This is a genomic window from Delftia sp. ASV31, assembly GCF_016428765.1.
Classification (GTDB): Bacteria; Pseudomonadota; Gammaproteobacteria; order Burkholderiales; family Burkholderiaceae_C; genus Comamonas; species Comamonas acidovorans.
Map to the genome: position 1 here is coordinate 1 of NZ_JAELTK010000099.1, position 18,912 is coordinate 18,912.

Below are 18,912 nucleotides of genomic sequence, written 5' to 3' on the forward strand. Positions count from 1 at the left end.
ACAGCGCATGCAGGCGGGCGCCGTCCTGCGCTGGCATGTCGATCCAGACATCTTCCATGCCCGCCGTGTTGGCGCCGGGCCAGCTGCGGTCGCTGGGCTGGAAGATCCATTCGCGCTGCTTGGTGTCCAGCACGGAGCAGCCGCTGGCTGCCAGCAGCGCGGCCACGCCCAGCGCCGCCGTGATCCGGTGCAGGCGCCTTCGGGGCCACAGAAAGGGAAGCATTGAGGGCATGACGCAACAATGGATGCACGGGCCGGCCAAAAGTTCAGCGCCGCTGCCCTGCGGGCCGGCGCTGTCATGGATTGGCGCTATTCTTGCCGCTGGTTCGCGGGCCGACAAGGCGATGCGGACCTCTCCCCACTGTTGATGAGTGAACCTGTATGCCGATACGCCTGGGCCTGGCCGCCAACCGAATCCACCACCAAACCGAGGATGCCGCACTGTTCGGCTGGCTGCGCGCCTGCGAGTCCGGCATCCGCGAGCTGCAGCTGGGCCTGCATGCCGTGGGCCGTACCTTCGACGCCATCCAGGCCGCCGGCATGCTGGCGTCCTACCGGGGCCTGCGCCGCTATCCCTATGGCCGCGAAGGCGGGCTGATGAAGCTGGTGGCCGAGGTGGTGGGCGTGGAAGGCGACGAGCGCACGATTGACGGCGCCATTTATCTGACCGACCCGGTCGATCCGTCCTCCATCTTCCCCGAGGCCGTGGCTCTCAAGCGCCAATGCGTGATCCACGGCAAGCCCTTCCTGTCCACCGTGGCCTCGGCGCGCGACTGGATCGAGATGGAGCGCATCCATGCCGGCCTTCCCAGGGATGCGGGCGCGCAGCGCTTCCATGACTATGCGCAGCAGACGCTGGCGCTGATCGCCCACGATGCGCTCAAGCCCACCATGCTGGATTTCGCGGCGCGCAACTTCGAGCTGCTGTCGCGCTTTGGCCGGCGCGTGGGCACGGGAACCACGGGCCAGAGGCTCAACGAGATGGCCTGGAGCCGTGGCTGGCCCGAGGACCGGCCCTGGGTGGACCGCTACAACAGCGGCCCGCTGGGCGGCGATGCGCAGATCGCCGACCTGGTGCTGGACCGCCGCTGCCAGCGCGTGATCTTCTTCGAGGACCCGCATGTGGCGCGCCAGCACGAGGCCGACATCCAGCTGCTGGAGCGCGCCGTGACCACGGTGACGCACGACACGGTCTGCATGACCTCGCCCCAGGTCGCCCAGCGCTGGTGCGATTCCGCCCTGATGCGCCGCTGAAACAGGCGTCGCGCAGACGACAGCCCGCCGGCCTGCGGGCGGGCGAACACCCATGACCCGCAGGGGTCTTTCTGCAAGACTGGCTGTTTCCAAAAAATCAAGGAGACAGCGATGGTCAGTCAGCTCTTTCGGCGTTCCCGGCATGCCATGGCCCTGCTGGCGCTGCTGCCCGGCTGGGCTGCAGCTCAGGCCCCGGCAGCACCTGCGCTGCCGCCGCCCGACAGCGTGCGCCTGGAGCAACTGGGGCTGATGCAGGGCTTTCCACCGGCCGCCGACAAGCGTGTGGATGTGTCCAACGGCTACCGCTATCCGCAGCTGCGCTGGGTGGTGCAGCACCTGCGCGAAATCCAGCCCACGCAGAACATCCGGCGCGGCGCGGCGGCGCCCTCGGCCCTGCCCGAAGCGCCCATGTCCCTGGGCGGCCTGCGCTTTGACGACGACAAGGGCCAGCCCGTCACCGTTGACCAGTGGCTGGACCGCACCTATACCGACGCCATCGTGGTCCTGCACAAGGGGCGGGTGGTCTTCGAGCGCTACCAGAACCAGATGCAGGCCAGCTCGCCGCACCTGCTGTTCTCGGTCACCAAGTCGTTCACCGGCCTGATGGCCGCGCAACTGGCCCACGAGGGGCGCATCGACCCCCAGGCCCTGGTCACTAAATACGTGCCCGAGCTGGAAGGCTCGGCCTGGGGCGACATGACGGTGCGCCAGGTCATGGACATGACGGGTGCCGTGCGCTTTCGCGAGGACTACACCGACCCCAAGACCGAGATCTTCGGCTACTCCTGGGCCTCGGGCATGTTGCCGCGTCCGCCCGGCTACGCGGGGCCGACCAATGTGTACGACTTCCTCAAGACGCTGCCCAAGGAAGGCACGCATGGCGAGGGCTTTGTCTACCGCACCGTGCATTCCGAGGTGCTGGGCTGGATCGTCTCGCGCGTCACGGGCCGGCGCTGGAGCGATCTCATGAGCGAGAACATCTGGCAGAAGCTGGGCATGCAGGAAGACGCCTATGTGATGGTGGACAGCACCGGCACGCCGCTGCAGGGCGCGGGCCTGAACGCCACGGCGCGTGACCTGGCGCGCGTGGGCGAGATGCTGCGCCTGGGCGGCAGCTTCAACGGCCACAAGATTTTCGACAAGGCGGTGCTGGACGACATTGCGCGCGGCGGCGACCGCGAGCAGTTCAAGTTCCGCGGCATCCAGGCCGCGCGGCCCGGCTACAGCTACCGCAACCAGTGGTGGGTGCTGCACAACGCCGATGGCGCCTACGAGGCCGCCGGCATACACGGCCAGTTCATCCACGTGAACCCGGCCGCGCAGATGGTGGTGGTCAAGCTGTCATCGCACCCGGTGGCGGGCGCGGCCTTCACGCATGCGCTGACGCTCAAGGCCTGGGCGGCGCTGGCCGATGCGGTGCGCGACAGGTAGCAGGAACAGGTCGCAGGCATGAAAAAAGGCAGCGTGCGCAAACACGTTGCCTTCGGCCCGCGGGCAGGCCGGGCCGGTTTCTGACCGCCTGGCACGGCCCGCAATGGAGCGCACGCGTCAGACCTGGCGGCGCCGCATCCGGGTCATGCCGAACAGGGCCAGCAGGGCCGACATGGCTATCAGGCACCACTGCGACAGGGTGGGCACTGCGGTGGTGGTGGCGGCTGCCGCAGGCATGGCCACGACCACGGGGTCGAGGATGGCGCCGTCCTGGGCTCCGTCATCGTCGCCATCGCCGCCGTCCGTGACGGTGTAGCTGGCAGTGCCACCATTGAAGCTGGAAATCTTCACCCACTGGGCAGGCGTTGCCAGCGGCTTCCATTTCAGCAGAACGGCACCTGCGGGCACGTCTGCATGCGTCACCTGCATGGTCAGCGTGTCGCCGACGGTGCAGTCCCGGGTCTCAAACTCCAGCACGGGCCTGGGCATGTCGGGCACGGCCGTGAAGCCGGCGGGCAAGGGGCCGGGCAGGGCGCTGGTGAATGCGACATGGCGGAACGTGCAGGTGCCATTGGGCTGGCCTTGCGTGAACTGTGTCCGGCTCGTTCCATCGGCGTGCTGTGTGAGGCCGAGAACAGTCACGGAGACGGTGCCGGTTGCGGCTGCGTAGTTCAAGGGATCGCTGCTGGCCTTGGTCCCCCGCACGACGCAGGTGCCGGTGGCCGTGCCGGTCAGCTGGTTGCCGCTGACCGTACATGGCCCGCTCAGGAGCTGGAAAGCGGGGACGGCATTGCCTATGCCGCCGCTCAGGGTCAGGGTGGTGGTTTCGCCCACAGCGACGGCTGTCGGCGCCGCGGTCACGGTGGCTGCCTGGGGCTCGGGGATCTTGATGGGATTGAGCGTGTAGCTGTGGTCCAGCGTATTGGCTTTGCTGTCGGTGACCCGGATCGTGAACGAGGTGCTGCCTGCGGCCGTGGGCGTGCCGCTGATCGTGCCTGTGGCGGGGTCGAGCTCAAGGCCTACAGGCAGCGTTCCGCTTTGCAGTGCAAACGTGTAGGGGGCGCCCAGGCCGCCGGTTGCCGTCAGCGTCCGGGAGTACAGGCTGCCGACCTGGGGGCTGGGCAAGGTCGCGGGGCTGATGCTCAGGGGAATGAAGGATTCGACGGAAACGGACTGCAGGTCCACGCCCACGATGTCGGTGGCCGAGAAAGTGATCTCCACGGCGCCGCTGTTGGTGATGGGCTCGTCCAGCGTGATGGTGGAGATGCCCACAGGCGCCGTCTTGCTGTACGTCACGGCGCCCGATGTGATGGTCAGTGGCAACGGATTGGCCGTGCTGTTGCGCATCACGAACGATTGGAAATTGATCTTTCCGGAGAGAGCCGTCACGGCCCAGGAGGCAAAGGGATAGGCCGTGCCGCTGATGCGAAAGCTCATCCAGCCGCTGCTGTCGGTTCCGCAGCGGATGACGCCACTGGTCATCTGTGCAGAGAAAAGATAGCTGGGCGATGAAGGCGTCGTGTCAGTCGTGGATATGCAGTAGCCGTTGGCATCCAGATTGGGTTTGAAGCCGAGGGATTCATAGGCGAAGGCATTGCCCAGCGACAGGGCAGCGGCGCCGACGAGCAGCGCTTTGGTGATGGGTCCAGGGAGCATGGGGAACGGGGGTGGAGACAGGGCGCGCTGAGTGTCCTCTCCCGTTGGCCGGCGAATCTGAGCAATTCTGAGAATTGGCTGTCAATAGCGAAGGCCGTCGCGCTTTCTGTGGTGCGGGCCTGCCATGAAAAAAGCCCATGCAGCAGGCTGCATGGGCTTTCGTCAGGGATGGGGAGCGTTGATGTTCAGATCACGCCCTGGGCCAGCATGGCGTCGGCCACCTTGACGAAGCCGGCGATGTTGGCGCCGTCGATGTAGCTGACCGTGCCGTCCTCGCGCTTGCCGTACTTCAGGCAGGCGGCGTGGATGCATTGCATGATCTGCAGCAGGCGGGCATCGACTTCCTCGGCGGGCCAGGACAGGCGGGCCGCGTTCTGGCTCATCTCCAGGCCCGAGGTGGCCACGCCACCGGCGTTGCTGGCCTTGCCCGGTGCGTACAGCACGCCGGCCTTCTCGAAGGCCTTGGCGGCTTCGATGGTCGAGGGCATGTTGGCGCCTTCGGCCACGCAGACCACGCCGTTGGCGATCAGCACCTTGGCGTCTTCCTCGGTCAGTTCGTTCTGCGTGGCGCAGGGCAGGGCCACGTCCACCTTCAGGTGCCACGGCGTCTTGCCGCGCAGGAACTCGGCGCCCACCAGCTTGGCGTACTCGTCCACGCGGCCGTAGCGGTGGTTCTTCACGTCCATGAGGATGGCCAGCTTCTCGGTGGTGAAGCCGTCCTGGTCATACACGGTGCCCGAGGAGTCGGAGACCGACACGACCTTGGCGCCCAGTTGCAGGGCCTTCTCCACGGCGTACTGGGCCACGTTGCCCGAACCCGAGACCGAGACGGTCTTGCCTGCGAAGGACTGGCCGCGCGTGGCCAGCATTTCCTGGGCGAAGTAGACGGTGCCGTAGCCGGTGGCTTCGGGGCGGATCAGCGAGCCGCCGAAGGACAGGCCCTTGCCCGTGAACACGCTGGCGGCGCTGTTGGACAGCTTCTTGTACATGCCGGCCATGAAGCCCACTTCGCGGCCGCCCACGCCGATGTCGCCTGCCGGCACGTCGGTGTCCGGGCCCACGTGGCGGAACAGCTCGGTGACGAAGGCCTGGCAAAAGCGCATGACTTCGGCGGGGCTCTTGCCCTTGGGATCGAAGTCCGAGCCGCCCTTGCCGCCGCCCATGGGCAGCGTGGTCAGCGCGTTCTTGAAGGTCTGCTCGAAGGCCAGGAACTTGAGCACGGACAGCGTGACCGAGGGATGGAAACGCAGGCCGCCCTTGTAGGGGCCGATGGCCATGCTGTGCTGGATGCGGAAGCCGCGGTTGACCTGCACCTGGCCCTTGTCGTCGGTCCAGCTCACGCGGAACATGACCACGCGCTCGGGCTCGACCAGACGCTCCAGCAGTCCGTGCTCGGCGTACTTGGGGTTCTTCTCGATGAAGGGCCACAGGCTTTCCATCACTTCGGTGACGGCTTGCAGGAATTCGGGCTGGCCGGGGTTGCGTTGCGCCACTTCTTCAAGGAATTGGCCGACGGACTCGTACTTCATGGAAAAACCTCTGACTAAAAAACGGCTGCGGGAAGGGGTGAGTGCAAACCAAAATTATGCCAAAAAGTTATGCCGTCATGCATCGTTTTGGTGAACGGTGCCCGTGCTTGGTGCCTGAATGCCGTTTTTCGGTGCATTTCCCAAGAGGCGCTGGCGGTATTTGGTGCATGGGCAGGGCCTGCGCGCCGCAGTGAGCGCGCAGGCCGCGGCCTGGATCAGCCGTATCCGGTGGCGTGCATGGTCATGGCGAATGGGAATGGCGGGCGCCATGCCAGCTGACATGAAGAGTGGCTAGGAAGGCCTTGCAGCCGGACGGGGCTTGGGCCCGCCCGGCCATCCCATCGACGGCCTTTCAGCTGCGCTGCAGCTGGGGATGGCGCGCGAACAGGTCGGCCGCCCAGTCCACGAAGGCCCGCACCTTGGCGCTGAGGTGGCGGTTGGGCGGATAGACCACGTGAATGGGCAGCGGCGGCTGGGTCCATTCCGGCAGCACCTCGACCAGTTCGCCGCTGTCGATCAGCGGCTGGGCAAAGGCCGTGACCAGCTGCGCGATGCCAAAGCCCGCCAGCACGGCGGCCGTGTAGGCATTGCTGTCGTTGGCCGCGATGCGGTAGTTGCCTGCCACCTCGATGGATTCATCGCCCCGCTGGAATTCCAGCGGGTACATGCGCCGCGTATGGCCCGAGAAGAAGGCGACGATCTGGTGCTTCGTATCCAGCTCGGACGGATGCTGGGGCACGCCATGGCGTGCCAGGTAGGCGGGCGAGGCCACGGTGATCCAGTTCATCGAGCCGATGCGCCGCGCCACCAGGGACTGGTCGCTGAGCTCGCCCCCGCGGATCACGCAGTCCACGTTGTCGCTGATCAGGTCCACCAGGCGGTCGCCCACGCCCAGGTCGATCTGTATGTCGGGGTAGCGTTCGCAGAATTCGGTCAGCGCCGGAATGATGATCAGCCGGGCCATGGAGCTGCCCACGTCCAGCCGCAGCCGCCCGCTGGGCGCGGTCTGGGTGTTGACCATGCTGGCTTCGAGATCGTCGAAGTCGTTGAGCAGGCGTGCCGCGCGTTCGTAGTAGGCCGCGCCATCGGGCGTGACGGTGACGCGCCGCGTCGTGCGGTTGAGCAGCTTGACGCGCACGCGCGCCTCCAGCGCCTGTATCTGTTTGGTGACCGTGCCCTTGGGCAGGTCCAGCGAATCGGCGGCGCGGGTGAAGTTGCCTGCTTCCACCACGCGAACGAAGACACGCATGGCCTGGATCTGGTCCATGGAAAGTTGCTCCTGCAGCGCCCGGCAAGGGAATGCCGGCTCGGCGGAATTCTCACATGCGCGGTATCGGGCGATTGTTCGTGAAACGGAAACAGAGCGATGGCTGCGTTGCTATTTCAGACATGGCCGGCGCCGCCTATATTCCAACCATCGACCATTGCCGCAGGTTCGCGCCATGTCCACTTCCCCGTCGCTTCCGAACGGCCCCGCCGCCGGGGCGCAGATTGCCGAAACAGAATTCTCCATCGAGCTGCCCGAGCACGGCACCGTGGCTGCGCGCGCCTATGGCCAGCGCAGGCCCGGCACGGTCTCGCCGCTGGTGCTGCATTTCCATGGCGGCACCTTTGTCTGCGGCACGCTGGACAACGGGCGCTACATCGGCCGGCTGCTGGCCGAGGCGGGCGCCGTCGTGGTGTCGCTGGCCTACCCGCTGGCGCCCGAGCATCCGTTTCCCCAGCCCATCGAGGTGGGCTACGCCGTGCTGCAGTGGCTGTACAAGCACCGCGTGAAGATGGCGGGCAAGGGCGCGCCGCTGTTCCTCGCGGGTGAAGAAGCTGGCGGCAACCTGGCCGCCGCCGTGGCCGTGATCTCGCGCGACCGGGGCCATCCGCCGCTGGCGGGCCAGATCCTGGTGTCGCCCATGCTCGATCCCTGCACCGGCACCGCCTCGCAGCGCGAGGCCACGCCCGAGGCCGGCGAATGCCGCTGGGCCACGGGCTGGCGCGAGTACCTGAGCTGCCCCAAGGACGCCATGCATCCCTATGCCGTGCCCGGCAGCTCGCTGCGCCTGGCCCAGCTGCCGCCGGCCCTGGTGCTGGTGGGTGGTGACGACCCGCTGCGCGACGAGGCCCAGGCCTATGCGGCCCGCCTGCGCGCGGCCGGGGTGACAGCCAGCAGCCATGTGCTGCCCAGCGCGTCGAACTGGCCTCAGGCCCTGTCCGAGGCCGAGGCCTGTACGGCCTGCAGCGCCGCCGTGTTCCAGCATGTGCATGACTTCTTCGAGGCCACCATGAACAAGCCCGCAGCACCGGGCTAGGCCCCGCGCCGCCGCAGCCGGCGACACCTGCTGCCCCGTTTTCCCCTTCCGCCTTCCCGGCGCGTTCAGGCGCCGGGCGGGCATCGTGTTCCCTGAATTTCGCAAAAAAACACCATGTCCACCGAATCCACCTCATCCTCTTCTTCCCCTTCTTTCGCTTCGGCCCAGCGCAAGGGCTGGAGGCTGCCTGCCGCCGCAGCGGCCATCCTCGCCGTCAGCGCCGGCCTGTTCGGCCTGCACGGCATCGAAGCCAAGGCCGATGACGCGCCCGCCAGCGCTCAGCCCGCCGCCACGCCCGTGTCCGTGGCCACGGTCGCCGAAAGCGAGGTCACCGCCTGGGACGAGTTCTCGGGCCGCCTTGAAGCCGTGGAGCGCGTGGACATCCGCTCGCGCGTGGCTGGCGCCGTGCAGGCCGTGCACTTTCGCGAGGGCGCGCTGGTCAAGCAGGGCGATCTGCTGATCACCATCGACCCCGCACCGTATGCGGCCGAGGTCGAGCGTGCCGAGGCGCAGGTAGCCTCGGCCCAGGCACGCCAGTCCTATGCGCGCAGCGAGCAGGAGCGCGCACGCCGCCTGTGGGACGAGCGGGCGATTGCCCAGCGCGAGCTGGACGAGCGCATCAACGCGGGCAGCGAGGCCGAGGCCAATCTGCGCGCGGCCCAGGCATCCCTGCAATCGGCGCGGCTGAACCTGGGCTACACCCAGGTGCGCGCCCCCGTGTCGGGCCGCATCGGCAAGCGCGAGATCACCGTGGGCAACCTGGTGGCCGCAGGCCCGGGCGCGCCGGTGCTGACCACGCTGGTCTCGGTCAGCCCCATCTATGCGAGCTTCGATGCCGATGAGCAGGTCATCACGCGCGCGCTCAAGGAGCTCGGCGGCGGCGCGGGCAACCGCGCCAGGATCGACAGCATTCCCGTGCAGATGGGCACGGCCACGGCCGGCAGCACGCCCTTCGAGGGCCGGCTGCAGCTGATCGACAACCAGGTCGATGCCCGAAGCGGCACGGTGCGCGTGCGCGCCGCCTTCGACAACAAGGATGGCGCCCTCATGCCCGGCCAGTTTGCCCGCATCCGCATGGGCCAGGCGCGCGACAGCAGCATGCTGCTGGTCAGCGAGCGCGCCATCGGCACGGACCAGAGCAAGAAGTACGTGATGGTGGTGGGCGGCGACAATAAGGCCGTCTACCGCGAGGTGGCCCTGGGCGCCTCGGTCAACGGCCTGCGCAACGTGACCCAGGGCCTGCAGCCCGGCGAGCGCGTGGTCGTCAACGGACTGCAGCACATCCGCCCCGGCGCCCTGGTCGCGCCCAAGGAGGTGTCCATGGATGCGCGGGCCGATGCCCGCCAGCCGGGCACCCGGCAGGCAGCCGAACAAGTGGCTGACGCAACCAAGTCCTGATCTAGCCGCACACCTTTCCTGCCTCTGAAATGCCGCCTGACCGCAGGCGGCATGGGCCGCGCTTTGCCGTGGCGGAGCCAAACACCATGAACCTATCCAAATTCTTCATTGACCGGCCGATCTTCGCAGGCGTGCTTTCGCTGCTGATGCTGATCGCCGGCCTGATCGCCATGGGCGGACTGCCGATCTCGGAATACCCCGAGGTCGCGCCGCCGTCCGTGGTGGTGCGCGCCCAGTATCCGGGCGCCAATCCCAAGGTGATCGCCGAGACCGTGGCCACGCCGCTGGAAGAGCAGATCAACGGCGTCGAAGGCATGCTCTACATGGGCAGCCAGGCCACCAGCGACGGCGTGATGACGCTGACCGTCACCTTCCGCCTGGGCACCGACCCCGACAAGGCGCAGCAGATGGTGCAAAACCGCGTCTCGCAGGCCGAGCCGCGCCTGCCGGAAGAGGTGCGCCGCCTGGGCATCACCACGGTCAAGAGCGCACCCGACCTGACCATGGTGGTGCACCTGGTCTCGCCCAACCAGCGCTATGACATCAACTACCTGCGCAACTACGCAGTGCTGAACGTGAAGGACCCGCTGGCGCGCATCGAGGGCGTGGGCCAGATCCAGATCTTCGGCGGCGGCGACTACGCCATGCGCGTGTGGCTGGACCCGCAGAAGGTGGCGCAGCGCGGCCTGTCGGCCAGCGATGTGGTGGCTGCCATCCGCGGCCAGAACGTGCAGGCTGCGGCCGGCGTGGTCGGCGCCTCGCCGGGACTGCCGGGCGTGGATATGCAACTGTCCATCAACGCCCAGGGCCGCCTGCAAAGCGAGGAGGACTTCGGCGACATCATCGTCAAGAGCGGCTCCGACGGCGCCGTGACCCGCCTGCGCGACATCGGCCGCCTGGAGATGGGCGCGGCCGACTATTCGCTGCGCTCGCTGCTGAACAACGACCCGGCGGTGGGCATGGGCGTGTTCCAGGCGCCGGGCTCCAATGCGCTGGAAATCTCGGCCAACGTGCGCAAGACCATGGAGGCCCTGAACAAGAACATGCCCGAGGGCCTGGAGTACCGCATCGCCTACGATCCCACGCAGTTCGTGCGCGCCTCCATCGAATCGGTGGTGCACACGCTGCTGGAGGCCATCGTGCTCGTGGTGCTGGTGGTGATCCTGTTCCTGCAGACCTGGCGCGCCTCCATCATCCCGCTGCTGGCCGTGCCGGTGTCGGTGATCGGCACCTTCGCCGTGCTGCATCTGCTGGGCTTTTCCATCAACGCGCTGAGCCTGTTCGGCCTGGTGCTGGCCATCGGCATCGTGGTGGATGACGCCATCGTCGTGGTCGAGAACGTGGAGCGCAACATCGAGGCGGGGCTGACGCCGCGCAACGCCACCTACCGCGCCATGCGCGAGGTCTCGGGCCCCATCATCGCCATCGCCCTGGTGCTGGTCGCCGTGTTCGTTCCGCTGGCCTTCATCAGCGGCCTCACGGGCCAGTTCTACAAGCAGTTCGCGGTGACCATCGCCATCTCCACGGTGATCTCGGCCATCAACTCGCTGACGCTGTCGCCCGCGCTGGCGGCCCTGCTGCTGCGCGGCCACGATGCGCCCAAGGACGCGCTGACGCGCGGCATGGACCGGGCCTTCGGCTGGCTGTTCCGCGGCTTCAACCGCATGTTCCACCGGGGCTCCGAGGCCTACAGCGGCGGCGTGGGCCGCGTGATCTCCCGCAAGGCCCTGATGCTGGCCATCTACCTGGCGCTGATCGCCGTGACCTTCGGCCTGTTCAAGGCCGTGCCTTCGGGCTTCGTGCCCGCGCAGGACAAGCAGTACCTGATCGGCTTTGCCCAGTTGCCCGACGGCGCCACGCTGGACCGCACGGACGAGGTGATCCGCCGCATGGGCGAGATCATGAAGGACAACCCCAACGTGGAGGACACCATCGCCTTCCCGGGCCTGTCCATCAACGGCTTCACCAACAGCTCCAACTCGGGCATCGTCTTCGCCACGCTCAAGCCCTTTGACGAGCGCAAGCGCGCCGACCAGAGCGGCGGCGCCGTGGCCGGCCAGCTCAACCAGGCCTTCGCGGGCATCCAGGACGCCTTCATCGTCATGTTCCCGCCGCCACCCGTGGCGGGCCTGGGCACGACGGGCGGCTTCAAGCTGCAGCTGGAAGACCGCGCCTCCCTGGGCTATGACCAGATGGATGCGGCCGTGAAGGCCTTCATGGCCAAGGCCTACCAGACGCCCGAGCTGACCGGCATGTTCACCAGCTGGCAGGTCAACGTGCCCCAGCTGTATGCCGACATCGACCGCACCAAGGCGCGCCAGCTCGGCGTGCCGGTGACGGACATCTTCGACACCATGCAGATCTACCTGGGCAGCCTGTATGCGAACGACTTCAACAAGTTCGGCCGCACCTACAGCGTCCGCGTGCAGGCCGACGCGCCCTACCGCGCGCGTGCCGAGGACGTGGGCATGCTCAAAGTGCGCTCCAGCTCGGGCGAGATGATTCCGCTGTCGGCGCTGATGAAGGTGGACTCCAGCTTCGGCCCCGAGCGCGCCATGCGCTACAACGGCTACCTCACGGCCGACATCAACGGCGGTGCCGCACCGGGCTTCTCTTCGGGCCAGGCGCAGGACGCCATCAAACGCATCGCGGCCGAGACCCTGCCCAAGGGCATCGACTTCGAATGGACCGACCTGACCTACCAGGAAATCCTGGCCGGCAATTCGGCGGTGATCGTGTTCCCGCTGGCCCTGCTGCTGGTCTTCCTGGTGCTGGCCGCGCAGTACGAGAGCCTGACCCTGCCGATTGCCATCATCCTGATCGTTCCCATGGGCCTGCTGGCGGCCATGACCGGCGTCTGGCTGTCGGGCGGCGACAGCAATGTCTTCACGCAGATCGGGCTCATCGTGCTGGTGGGGTTGAGTGCGAAGAACGCCATCCTGATCGTGGAGTTCGCACGGGAGCTGGAGTTCGAGGGCCGCACGCCCATACAGGCCGCCATCGAGGCCAGCCGGCTGCGCCTGCGCCCCATCCTGATGACTTCGCTGGCCTTCGTCATGGGCGTGCTGCCCCTGGTGCTGTCCACGGGCGCGGGCTCGGAAATGCGCCGTGCCATGGGCGTGGCCGTGTTCTCGGGAATGATCGGGGTGACGGCCTTCGGCCTGTTCCTGACGCCCGTGTTCTACGTGCTGATGCGCCGCCTGGCAGGCAACCGGCCGCTCAAGCAGCATGGGCCCGAGATGGAGCAAGAGGCCCCTGCAAACGCACCCGCCCACGGCCATGCCTCGGGTGGCGGCGCGCTGCCCATGCCCTCTGCTGCGCGTGGCGAGCATGAATGAGCCCACACCACAAGAACAGGAACCGATCATGAAGATCCCATCGCTTTCGAAACTGTCCAGGCGTCTGCTGCCCCTGGTGGCGGCGCTGGCCCTGGCCGGCTGCGCCAGCGTGTCCCAGAGCCTGCCCGAGCTGCCGGCCGCCCCCGCCTTCAAGGAGCAGGGCGCCGCGCCGCAGGCGGGCTGGACCCAGGCCCTGCCCGCCGAAGCCCAGGCACGCGGCCAATGGTGGCTGGCCTTTGCCGACCCGGCGCTGGACGCGCTGGTGGACAAGGCCACGCTGGACAACCAGGGCATCCAGGCCGCGGCCGCACGCCTGGCCGAGGCCCGTGCCCTGGCGCGCAGCGCCAATGCCGAGCGCCTGCCCCAACTGGGCCTGGGCGCAGGGGCCACGCGCGGCGCGGGGCTGGACAAGGCCTCGGGCACGCGGCCTGCCACCCTGGTCAATGCGGGGCTGAACCTGTCCTATGAGGTCGATCTGTTCGGCCGCATTTCCCAGGCGGCCGACGCATCGCGGCTGGACGCCGAGGGCCGCGAGGCCCTGCTGCAAAGCACGCGGCTGGCCGTGCAGGCCGAGGTCGCGCAGACCTATCTGCAGCTGCGCGCGCTGGACGCCGAGCGCGCCCTGATGCGCGAGACCGTGGAGGCCTACCGCGACACGCTGCGCCTGTCGGAGCGAAGGCTGCAGGCCGGCGACATTGCCGAGCTGGACGTGGCGCGCATCCAGGCCGAGCTGTCGGCCACCGAATCGGATGCGCTGGCGCTGGACCGCCAGCGCGCCCAGGTCGAGCATGCGCTGGCCGTGCTTGTGGGCGACTCGGCCTCGCGCTTCGGCCTGGGCGAAGGCGCCTGGACCACGGCGCTGCCTTCTATTCCAGCCGGCGTGCCGGCCACGGTGCTCATGCGCCGGCCCGACATCTCGGCTGCGCAGCGCGCCGTGTTCGCCGCGCAGTCGCGCGTGGGCGTGGCGAAGACGGCATGGTTCCCCAGCATCTCGCTGACCGGCGCGGCCGGCCATGCCTCGCCCGAGGTCGGTGATCTGTTCAAGTGGTCCATGCGCTCCTGGGGCGTGGGCGCCTTGCTGTCGCTGCCGCTGTTCGACGGCGGCCGGCGCGAGGCCGGCGTGCAGGCCGCAGGCGCGCAGCTCGACGCCGCGCTGGCCGCCTACCGCCAGCAGGCGCTGGTGGCCTTCCAGGAGGTGGAGGACCAGCTGTCGTCCATCCGCATCCTGCAGGAGCAGTCCACCGTGCAGGGCCAGGCCGTGGTGGCCGCCCAGCGCGCCACCAGCCTTTCGGACACGCGCTACCGCAATGGCTACGTCAGCCAGCTGGACCTGCTGGATGCGCGCCGCAGCGAACTGCGCAACCGCCGCCAGGCGCTGCAGGTGAAGTCCGCGCAGTACCAGGCAGCCGTGGGCCTGATCCGGGCGCTGGGCGGGGGCTGGGATGTTCCGGCTGACGTGCCGGCCGGCGAGTCGGCGAACGTGCCGGTGGCCCAGGCCGCGTTGCGCTGAGGCACCCTCAGGCCAGCACATCAATGGAGCGGAACACACGCTGCAGCACCGGGTCCGGGCTGTGGCGGCAGGCGTGGACCTGCTCCATGAGGTGGTGCACGAAGCGCTCGGCCACCCAGGGCAGGGGGCCGTGGCCGCGCTGGACCACGCCCACCGTGTGGGGCTCGAACTGCTCGCGCAGGGACAGTGGCACCAGGGTGCCCTGGGGCACGCCCGATTCGATCAGCGGCCAGGGGCAGAACGAGAGCATGTCGCTGTGCGCGATCAGGTGCAGCAGCAGCGATGCCGAATGCACCAGGTGGATGTGGCCCACGGGCACGGGCAGGCCGTGGCGCAGGAACAGACGCCGCACCAGGTCGTCTTCTTCAGGCGGCGTGTAGTTGAGCAGCCAGTCGCAGTCCATCAGCTCGGCCAGCGAGCGCGCGCCTGCCAGCGGATGGCCGGTGCGGGCCACGACGGTGGCGTCGTAGCGGAACAGCGGCGTGCCGTGCAGGTCGCCGCCCGAGGGGCCCGAAGGCACGCGGCCGATCAGCAGGTCCAGCGTGCCTTCGCGCAGGCGCGGATGGGCCACGGCCGACAGGCCCTCGAACAGCTCCAGCCGCACCTGGGGCAGTTCGGCGCGGAAGGCGCGCAGCACATGGGGCAGCAGGCTCTGGCCCACCCAGGGCGTCACGCCCACGGACAGGCGCGCCACGGCGCAGGTGTCGCGCAGGCGGGCCATTTCATCCTCGGCCTGGGCCATCTGCCCGGTGATCAGCTGGGCGTGGCGCAGCAGCGTGCGCCCGGCCGGCGTGAGGACGATGCCGCTGCTCTGGCGCTCGAACAGCGCAAGACGGTGGCCTTCCTCCAGTTCGCGCAGGGCCTGGGTGATGGCCGACTGCGTGATGCCCAGCGCCCGTGACGCGGCGCGCACGCTGCCGCAGCCGGCCACGGCGACGAGGTAGCGCATCTGGTGCAGCTTCATGGCGGGACCGGCATCGGGGTGGGGCTGGGAATGCATGGGCCGATCTTGCAGGTTTCGTGCCATGTGTGCCATGCCCGTGATTGGCGCATGCAGGTGTTCAGGGGATGACAGGCAATGCCTGGCAGGGCAGGCGCTGGCGGTCTTCCTCCCGCTGCCCACGCTTCCTAGACTGCGGGCATGAACATTGAACCGCCCGTTTCCACCACGGCCGAAGCCGCCGATCCGGTGCTTGCCGGCATACGCGCCACGCAGGCCGAGATGGTGGCCCTGCGCCATCACCTGCATGCCCATCCCGAGCTGGCCTTCGAGGAGTTCGCCACCAGCGACCTGGTGGCCGAGCGCCTGGCCTCCTGGGGCTACGAAGTGCACCGGGGCCTGGGAGGCACGGGCGTGGTCGGCACGCTGCGGGTCGGAGCAGGCACGCGGCGCCTGGGCCTGCGCGCCGACATGGACGCGCTGCCCATCCACGAGCAGACCGGCCTGCCCTATGCCAGCCGCCACGCGGGCCGCATGCATGCCTGCGGGCATGACGGCCATACCGCCATCCTGCTGGCCGCCGCGCGCGAGCTGGCCCAGGCGCGCGGCTTCGACGGCACGCTGCACCTGATCTTCCAGCCGGCCGAGGAGGGCCTGGGCGGGGGCCGCAAGATGGTGGAGGATGGCCTGTTCGATCTTTTCCCCTGCGATGCCATCTTTGCTCTGCACAACATGCCGGGCTTTGCCGAGGGGCAGTTCGGTTTTCGCGAGGGCTCGTTCATGGCTTCGTCGGACACGGTGATCATCACCGTGCGCGGCAAGGGCGGCCATGGCTCGGCGCCCCACCTGTCGGCCGACCCGGTGGTGGCGGCGGCCCACCTGGTGCTGGCGCTGCAGACCGTGGTCTCGCGCAATGTCGATCCGCGCGACATGGCCGTGGTCAGCGTGGGCGCCATCCATGGCGGCGATGCGCCCAACGTGATCCCTGGCGAGGTGGAGCTGCGCCTGTCCGTGCGCGCCTACCGGCCCGAGCTGCGTGCCCTGCTGCGCGAACGCATCACCGCCCTGGCCCATGCCCAGGCCGCCACGCTGGGGGCCGAGGCCGTGGTGGACTACCGCTGGCGCTATCCGGCCCTGGTCAACGACGCGGCCAGCACGGTCTTCGCCCGCGAGGTGGCGCGCGACTGGCTGGGCGAGCAGGCGCTGATCCCCGACCTGCAGCCGCTGACGGGCAGCGAGGACTTCTCCTTCATGCTCGAACAATGCCCGGGCAGCTATCTGATCGTGGGCAACGGCGTGGGTGACACGCATGGCACGGGCGGCTGCATGGTCCACAACCCCGGCTACGACTTCAACGACCGCATCCTGCCGCTGGCCGCCACCTACTGGGTGAAGCTGGCCCGGCGCTTTCTGTCCGCCGCCTGAGGCGCCGCGCCCGCACCGGATTCCTTTCACGACTTCACCTGCGATTGCCACCATGCGCACTGCATCTCCTCTCTCCTCCGAGGCTCGCCAGGTCCTGAGCCGCCGCAGCCTTCTGGGCGCCGCCGCGCTGGGGCTGGCCTTGCCGGCCGCTGCCCAGGGCAGCTTTCCTGCCAAGCCCTTGAAGCTGGTCGTCGGATACCCGGCCGGTGGTTCGGTGGACCTGGCCGCCCGCGTGGTGGGCGATGCGCTGGCCGCGCGTCTGCGCGGCACGGTGGTGGTGGACAACGTGGGCGGGGCGGCCGGTGCCATTGCGGCCCAGCGCGTGGCCTCCGCACCGGCCGATGGCTACACGCTGCTGGTGGGGGCCAGCAACGAACTGGTGGCCACGCGCATCGTCAACCCCGCGCAGCGCTACGACGGCCGCCGCGATTTCACGCCGCTGGGCCTGGTGGCCACCAGCCCGCTGATCCTGGCCGCACGCCCGGGCCTGGGCATGAAGACCCTGGCCGACTTGCTGGAGCTGGCGCGCCGCCAGCCCGGCAAGCTCAGCTACGGCAGCTCGGGCGTGGGATCGACCCTGCATTTCGCGGGAGAGCTGTTCAAGCAGCGCGCCGGTGTTTCCATCACCCATGTGCCCTACCGCGGCGTGGCGCCGTTGACCAGCGACCTGGCGGGAGGCAGCCTGGACCTGGCCATGCTCTCGCCCACGGCGGCGCAACCGTTTTTGCAGAGCGGGCGCATCGTGCCGCTGGCGGTCACCAGCGCGCAGCGCCTGTCCGCCTTGCCCCAGGTTCCGGCCATGGCCGAACTGGCGCCGCTGCGCGGTTATGAATTGGTGGGCTGGTTTGCGCTGATGGCGCCGCGCGGGCTGCCCGCCGCCACCGCGCAGCGCATCACGGCGGCCCTTCAGGAGGCGCTGGCCGAGCCCGCCGTGCGCAAGCGCCTGGAAGATGCAGGCATGGTGCCCGCCTCGGGCCGCGAGGACCTGGCGCGCCTGATCGCCGAGGAAGACCGCAAGTACGAGCAGCTGGCGGCCTTCGCGAACATGCGCGACTGACGGTGTAGACGGTGCTGACGGCGCTGACGGCAGCCGCGCAGGTTCAGCGACCGCGCAGGAACAGCGCGTCCAGTTCCTTCATGCTCATCTGCCTCCAGGTGGGGCGGCCGTGGTTGCATTGGTCGGAGCGCTCGGTGACTTCCATCTGGCGCAGCAGGGCGTTCATCTCGTCCAGCGTCAGGCGGCGGTTGGCGCGCACGGCGCCGTGGCAGGCCATGGTGGCCAGGATCTCATTGCGCGCGCGCTGCACCACGGTGCTGGCGTCGTGCTGGGCCAGCTCGGCCAGCACGCTGCGCGCCAGCTCCACGGCATCGCCCTGGGCCAGGGTGGCGGGCACGGCACGCACGGCCAGCGTCTTGGGCGAGAAGGGGGAAACCTCCATGCCCAGGGCCTGCAGCGTGTCGCCATGGGCCTCGGCCGTGGCCACTTCCTCGGGCGTGGCGGCGAAGGTGGCGGGAATCAGCAGCGGCTGGCTGGGGATCTGCTCTGCCGCGTTCACGGCATTCTTGAGCTGCTCGTAGACGATGCGCTCGTGCGCCGCATGCATGTCCACCACGACCATGCCCTGGGCGTTCTCGGCCAGGATGTACACGCCGTGGATCTGGGCGACGGCGCGGCCCAGGGGCCAGATGGTTTCCCCGGCAGCGGCAGGGGTGTCCGCTGCGGGGGGCGTGAAGTTCGCAGGTGAAGGCTCGGAGACGGAGACGGTGGCTGGCTGGGGCTGTGCAGCGGGTGCATAGCTGGCGGGTACATCGCCGGCAGGCCATTGCACGCCGGGCGTGTCCACCCCGACTTCGGCAGCACCGGCAGTCTGCATGGCCGTCTGGGCAGGAAGCGCCACGGGGGCCGGCGCGGGTTCACGCATGGGTGCCCACAGGCCCGCCATGTTGCTGACCTTGTGGCCGCCCTGTTCATCGCCAAAGCTCATGCGCGCCTGGGGCCAGGCGGGAGCCGCCACCTTGGGCGCGGTGGCCGGTGCGGCAGGGGCCAGCTCCTGTCTCTTATACACATCTAAAAAGGGGGGGGGGGGGGGGGGGGGGGGGGGGGGGGGGGGGGGGGGGGGGGGGGGGG

12 protein-coding genes and 2 pseudogenes are annotated in these 18,912 nt (G+C 68.8%); 8 read left to right on the forward strand and 6 right to left on the reverse strand.

Annotated elements, in window-relative coordinates; translation table 11 throughout:
* Positions 1–232: pseudogene (locus tag JHD82_RS25120) on the reverse strand (alpha/beta hydrolase); the annotation flags it as partial.
* A gap of 149 nt (positions 233–381) precedes the next feature.
* Between JHD82_RS25120 and JHD82_RS25125 the strand changes: the two are divergent.
* Positions 382–1,254 (forward strand): methylglyoxal synthase, encoded by an 873-nt coding sequence (locus JHD82_RS25125; protein WP_043819204.1) that lies wholly within the window; start codon positions 382–384, stop codon positions 1,252–1,254.
* A gap of 111 nt (positions 1,255–1,365) precedes the next feature.
* A complete protein-coding gene (locus JHD82_RS25130; protein WP_199139392.1) occupies positions 1,366–2,685 on the forward strand; it encodes a serine hydrolase in 1,320 nt (439 codons plus the stop codon).
* Between the two features lie 117 nt (positions 2,686–2,802).
* Here the strand turns inward: JHD82_RS25130 and JHD82_RS25135 are convergent, their stop codons facing one another.
* The 3 genes from JHD82_RS25135 to JHD82_RS25145 all read right to left on the reverse strand — a co-directional run bounded on the left by JHD82_RS25135 (position 2,803) and on the right by JHD82_RS25145 (position 7,137).
* A complete protein-coding gene (locus JHD82_RS25135; protein ID WP_199139394.1) occupies positions 2,803–4,341 on the reverse strand; it encodes an IPTL-CTERM sorting domain-containing protein in 1,539 nt (512 codons plus the stop codon).
* 185 nt (positions 4,342–4,526) lie between these two features.
* Positions 4,527–5,870 carry an NADP-specific glutamate dehydrogenase gene (gdhA, locus tag JHD82_RS25140; RefSeq protein WP_199139396.1) on the reverse strand — a complete coding sequence of 448 codons (1,344 nt, stop codon included), beginning with the start codon at positions 5,868–5,870 and terminating at the stop codon, positions 4,527–4,529.
* A gap of 352 nt (positions 5,871–6,222) precedes the next feature.
* A complete protein-coding gene (locus JHD82_RS25145; RefSeq protein ID WP_065347717.1) occupies positions 6,223–7,137 on the reverse strand; it encodes a LysR family transcriptional regulator in 915 nt (304 codons plus the stop codon).
* Between the two features lie 175 nt (positions 7,138–7,312).
* On the opposite strand from JHD82_RS25145, the gene JHD82_RS25150 reads away from it, so the two are divergent.
* The 4 genes from JHD82_RS25150 to JHD82_RS25165 all read left to right on the forward strand — a co-directional run bounded on the left by JHD82_RS25150 (position 7,313) and on the right by JHD82_RS25165 (position 14,419).
* Positions 7,313–8,173, forward strand: a complete 861-nt coding sequence (locus JHD82_RS25150) for an alpha/beta hydrolase (RefSeq protein WP_012206937.1) — start codon at positions 7,313–7,315, stop codon at positions 8,171–8,173.
* A 114-nt stretch (positions 8,174–8,287) separates the two neighbouring features.
* On the forward strand, positions 8,288–9,571 hold the full coding sequence (locus JHD82_RS25155) for an efflux RND transporter periplasmic adaptor subunit (RefSeq protein ID WP_199139398.1): 1,284 nt from the start codon (positions 8,288–8,290) through the stop codon (positions 9,569–9,571).
* 86 nt (positions 9,572–9,657) lie between these two features.
* Positions 9,658–12,909 carry an efflux RND transporter permease subunit gene (locus JHD82_RS25160; RefSeq protein ID WP_199139400.1) on the forward strand — a complete coding sequence of 1,084 codons (3,252 nt, stop codon included), beginning with the start codon at positions 9,658–9,660 and terminating at the stop codon, positions 12,907–12,909.
* 28 nt (positions 12,910–12,937) lie between these two features.
* On the forward strand, positions 12,938–14,419 hold the full coding sequence (locus JHD82_RS25165) for an efflux transporter outer membrane subunit (protein WP_199139402.1): 1,482 nt from the start codon (positions 12,938–12,940) through the stop codon (positions 14,417–14,419).
* Between the two features lie 7 nt (positions 14,420–14,426).
* Here JHD82_RS25165 and JHD82_RS25170 read toward each other — a convergent pair whose 3' ends face one another.
* Complete coding sequence (locus JHD82_RS25170) at positions 14,427–15,446, reverse strand: LysR family transcriptional regulator (protein ID WP_096916762.1); 1,020 nt, start codon at positions 15,444–15,446, stop codon at positions 14,427–14,429.
* A gap of 114 nt (positions 15,447–15,560) precedes the next feature.
* Here JHD82_RS25170 and JHD82_RS25175 point away from each other — a divergent pair, with 114 nt between their 5' ends.
* Together JHD82_RS25175 and JHD82_RS25180 are read left to right on the forward strand one after the other, a co-directional pair.
* The gene (locus JHD82_RS25175) at positions 15,561–16,784 is read left to right on the forward strand and encodes a M20 aminoacylase family protein (protein ID WP_199139404.1); all 1,224 of its coding nucleotides are present in this window, start codon (positions 15,561–15,563) and stop codon (positions 16,782–16,784) included.
* A gap of 52 nt (positions 16,785–16,836) precedes the next feature.
* Positions 16,837–17,841 (forward strand): tripartite tricarboxylate transporter substrate binding protein, encoded by a 1,005-nt coding sequence (locus tag JHD82_RS25180; RefSeq protein WP_154833727.1) that lies wholly within the window; start codon positions 16,837–16,839, stop codon positions 17,839–17,841.
* Between the two features lie 43 nt (positions 17,842–17,884).
* Here JHD82_RS25180 and JHD82_RS25185 read toward each other — a convergent pair.
* Positions 17,885–18,912, reverse strand: a pseudogene (locus tag JHD82_RS25185) (DNA mismatch repair endonuclease MutL); the annotation flags it as partial.

Coding starts and splice junctions, on each gene's coding strand:
- JHD82_RS25125 (WP_043819204.1), top strand. CDS start 382: ATGCCGATACGCCTGGGCCTGGCCGCCAACCGAATCCACCACCAAACC.
- JHD82_RS25130 (WP_199139392.1), top strand. CDS start 1,366: ATGGTCAGTCAGCTCTTTCGGCGTTCCCGGCATGCCATGGCCCTGCTG.
- JHD82_RS25135 (WP_199139394.1), bottom strand. CDS start 4,341: ATGCTCCCTGGACCCATCACCAAAGCGCTGCTCGTCGGCGCCGCTGCC.
- gdhA (WP_199139396.1), bottom strand. CDS start 5,870: ATGAAGTACGAGTCCGTCGGCCAATTCCTTGAAGAAGTGGCGCAACGC.
- JHD82_RS25145 (WP_065347717.1), bottom strand. CDS start 7,137: ATGGACCAGATCCAGGCCATGCGTGTCTTCGTTCGCGTGGTGGAAGCA.
- JHD82_RS25150 (WP_012206937.1), top strand. CDS start 7,313: ATGTCCACTTCCCCGTCGCTTCCGAACGGCCCCGCCGCCGGGGCGCAG.
- JHD82_RS25155 (WP_199139398.1), top strand. CDS start 8,288: ATGTCCACCGAATCCACCTCATCCTCTTCTTCCCCTTCTTTCGCTTCG.
- JHD82_RS25160 (WP_199139400.1), top strand. CDS start 9,658: ATGAACCTATCCAAATTCTTCATTGACCGGCCGATCTTCGCAGGCGTG.
- JHD82_RS25165 (WP_199139402.1), top strand. CDS start 12,938: ATGAAGATCCCATCGCTTTCGAAACTGTCCAGGCGTCTGCTGCCCCTG.
- JHD82_RS25170 (WP_096916762.1), bottom strand. CDS start 15,446: ATGGCACGAAACCTGCAAGATCGGCCCATGCATTCCCAGCCCCACCCC.
- JHD82_RS25175 (WP_199139404.1), top strand. CDS start 15,561: ATGAACATTGAACCGCCCGTTTCCACCACGGCCGAAGCCGCCGATCCG.
- JHD82_RS25180 (WP_154833727.1), top strand. CDS start 16,837: ATGCGCACTGCATCTCCTCTCTCCTCCGAGGCTCGCCAGGTCCTGAGC.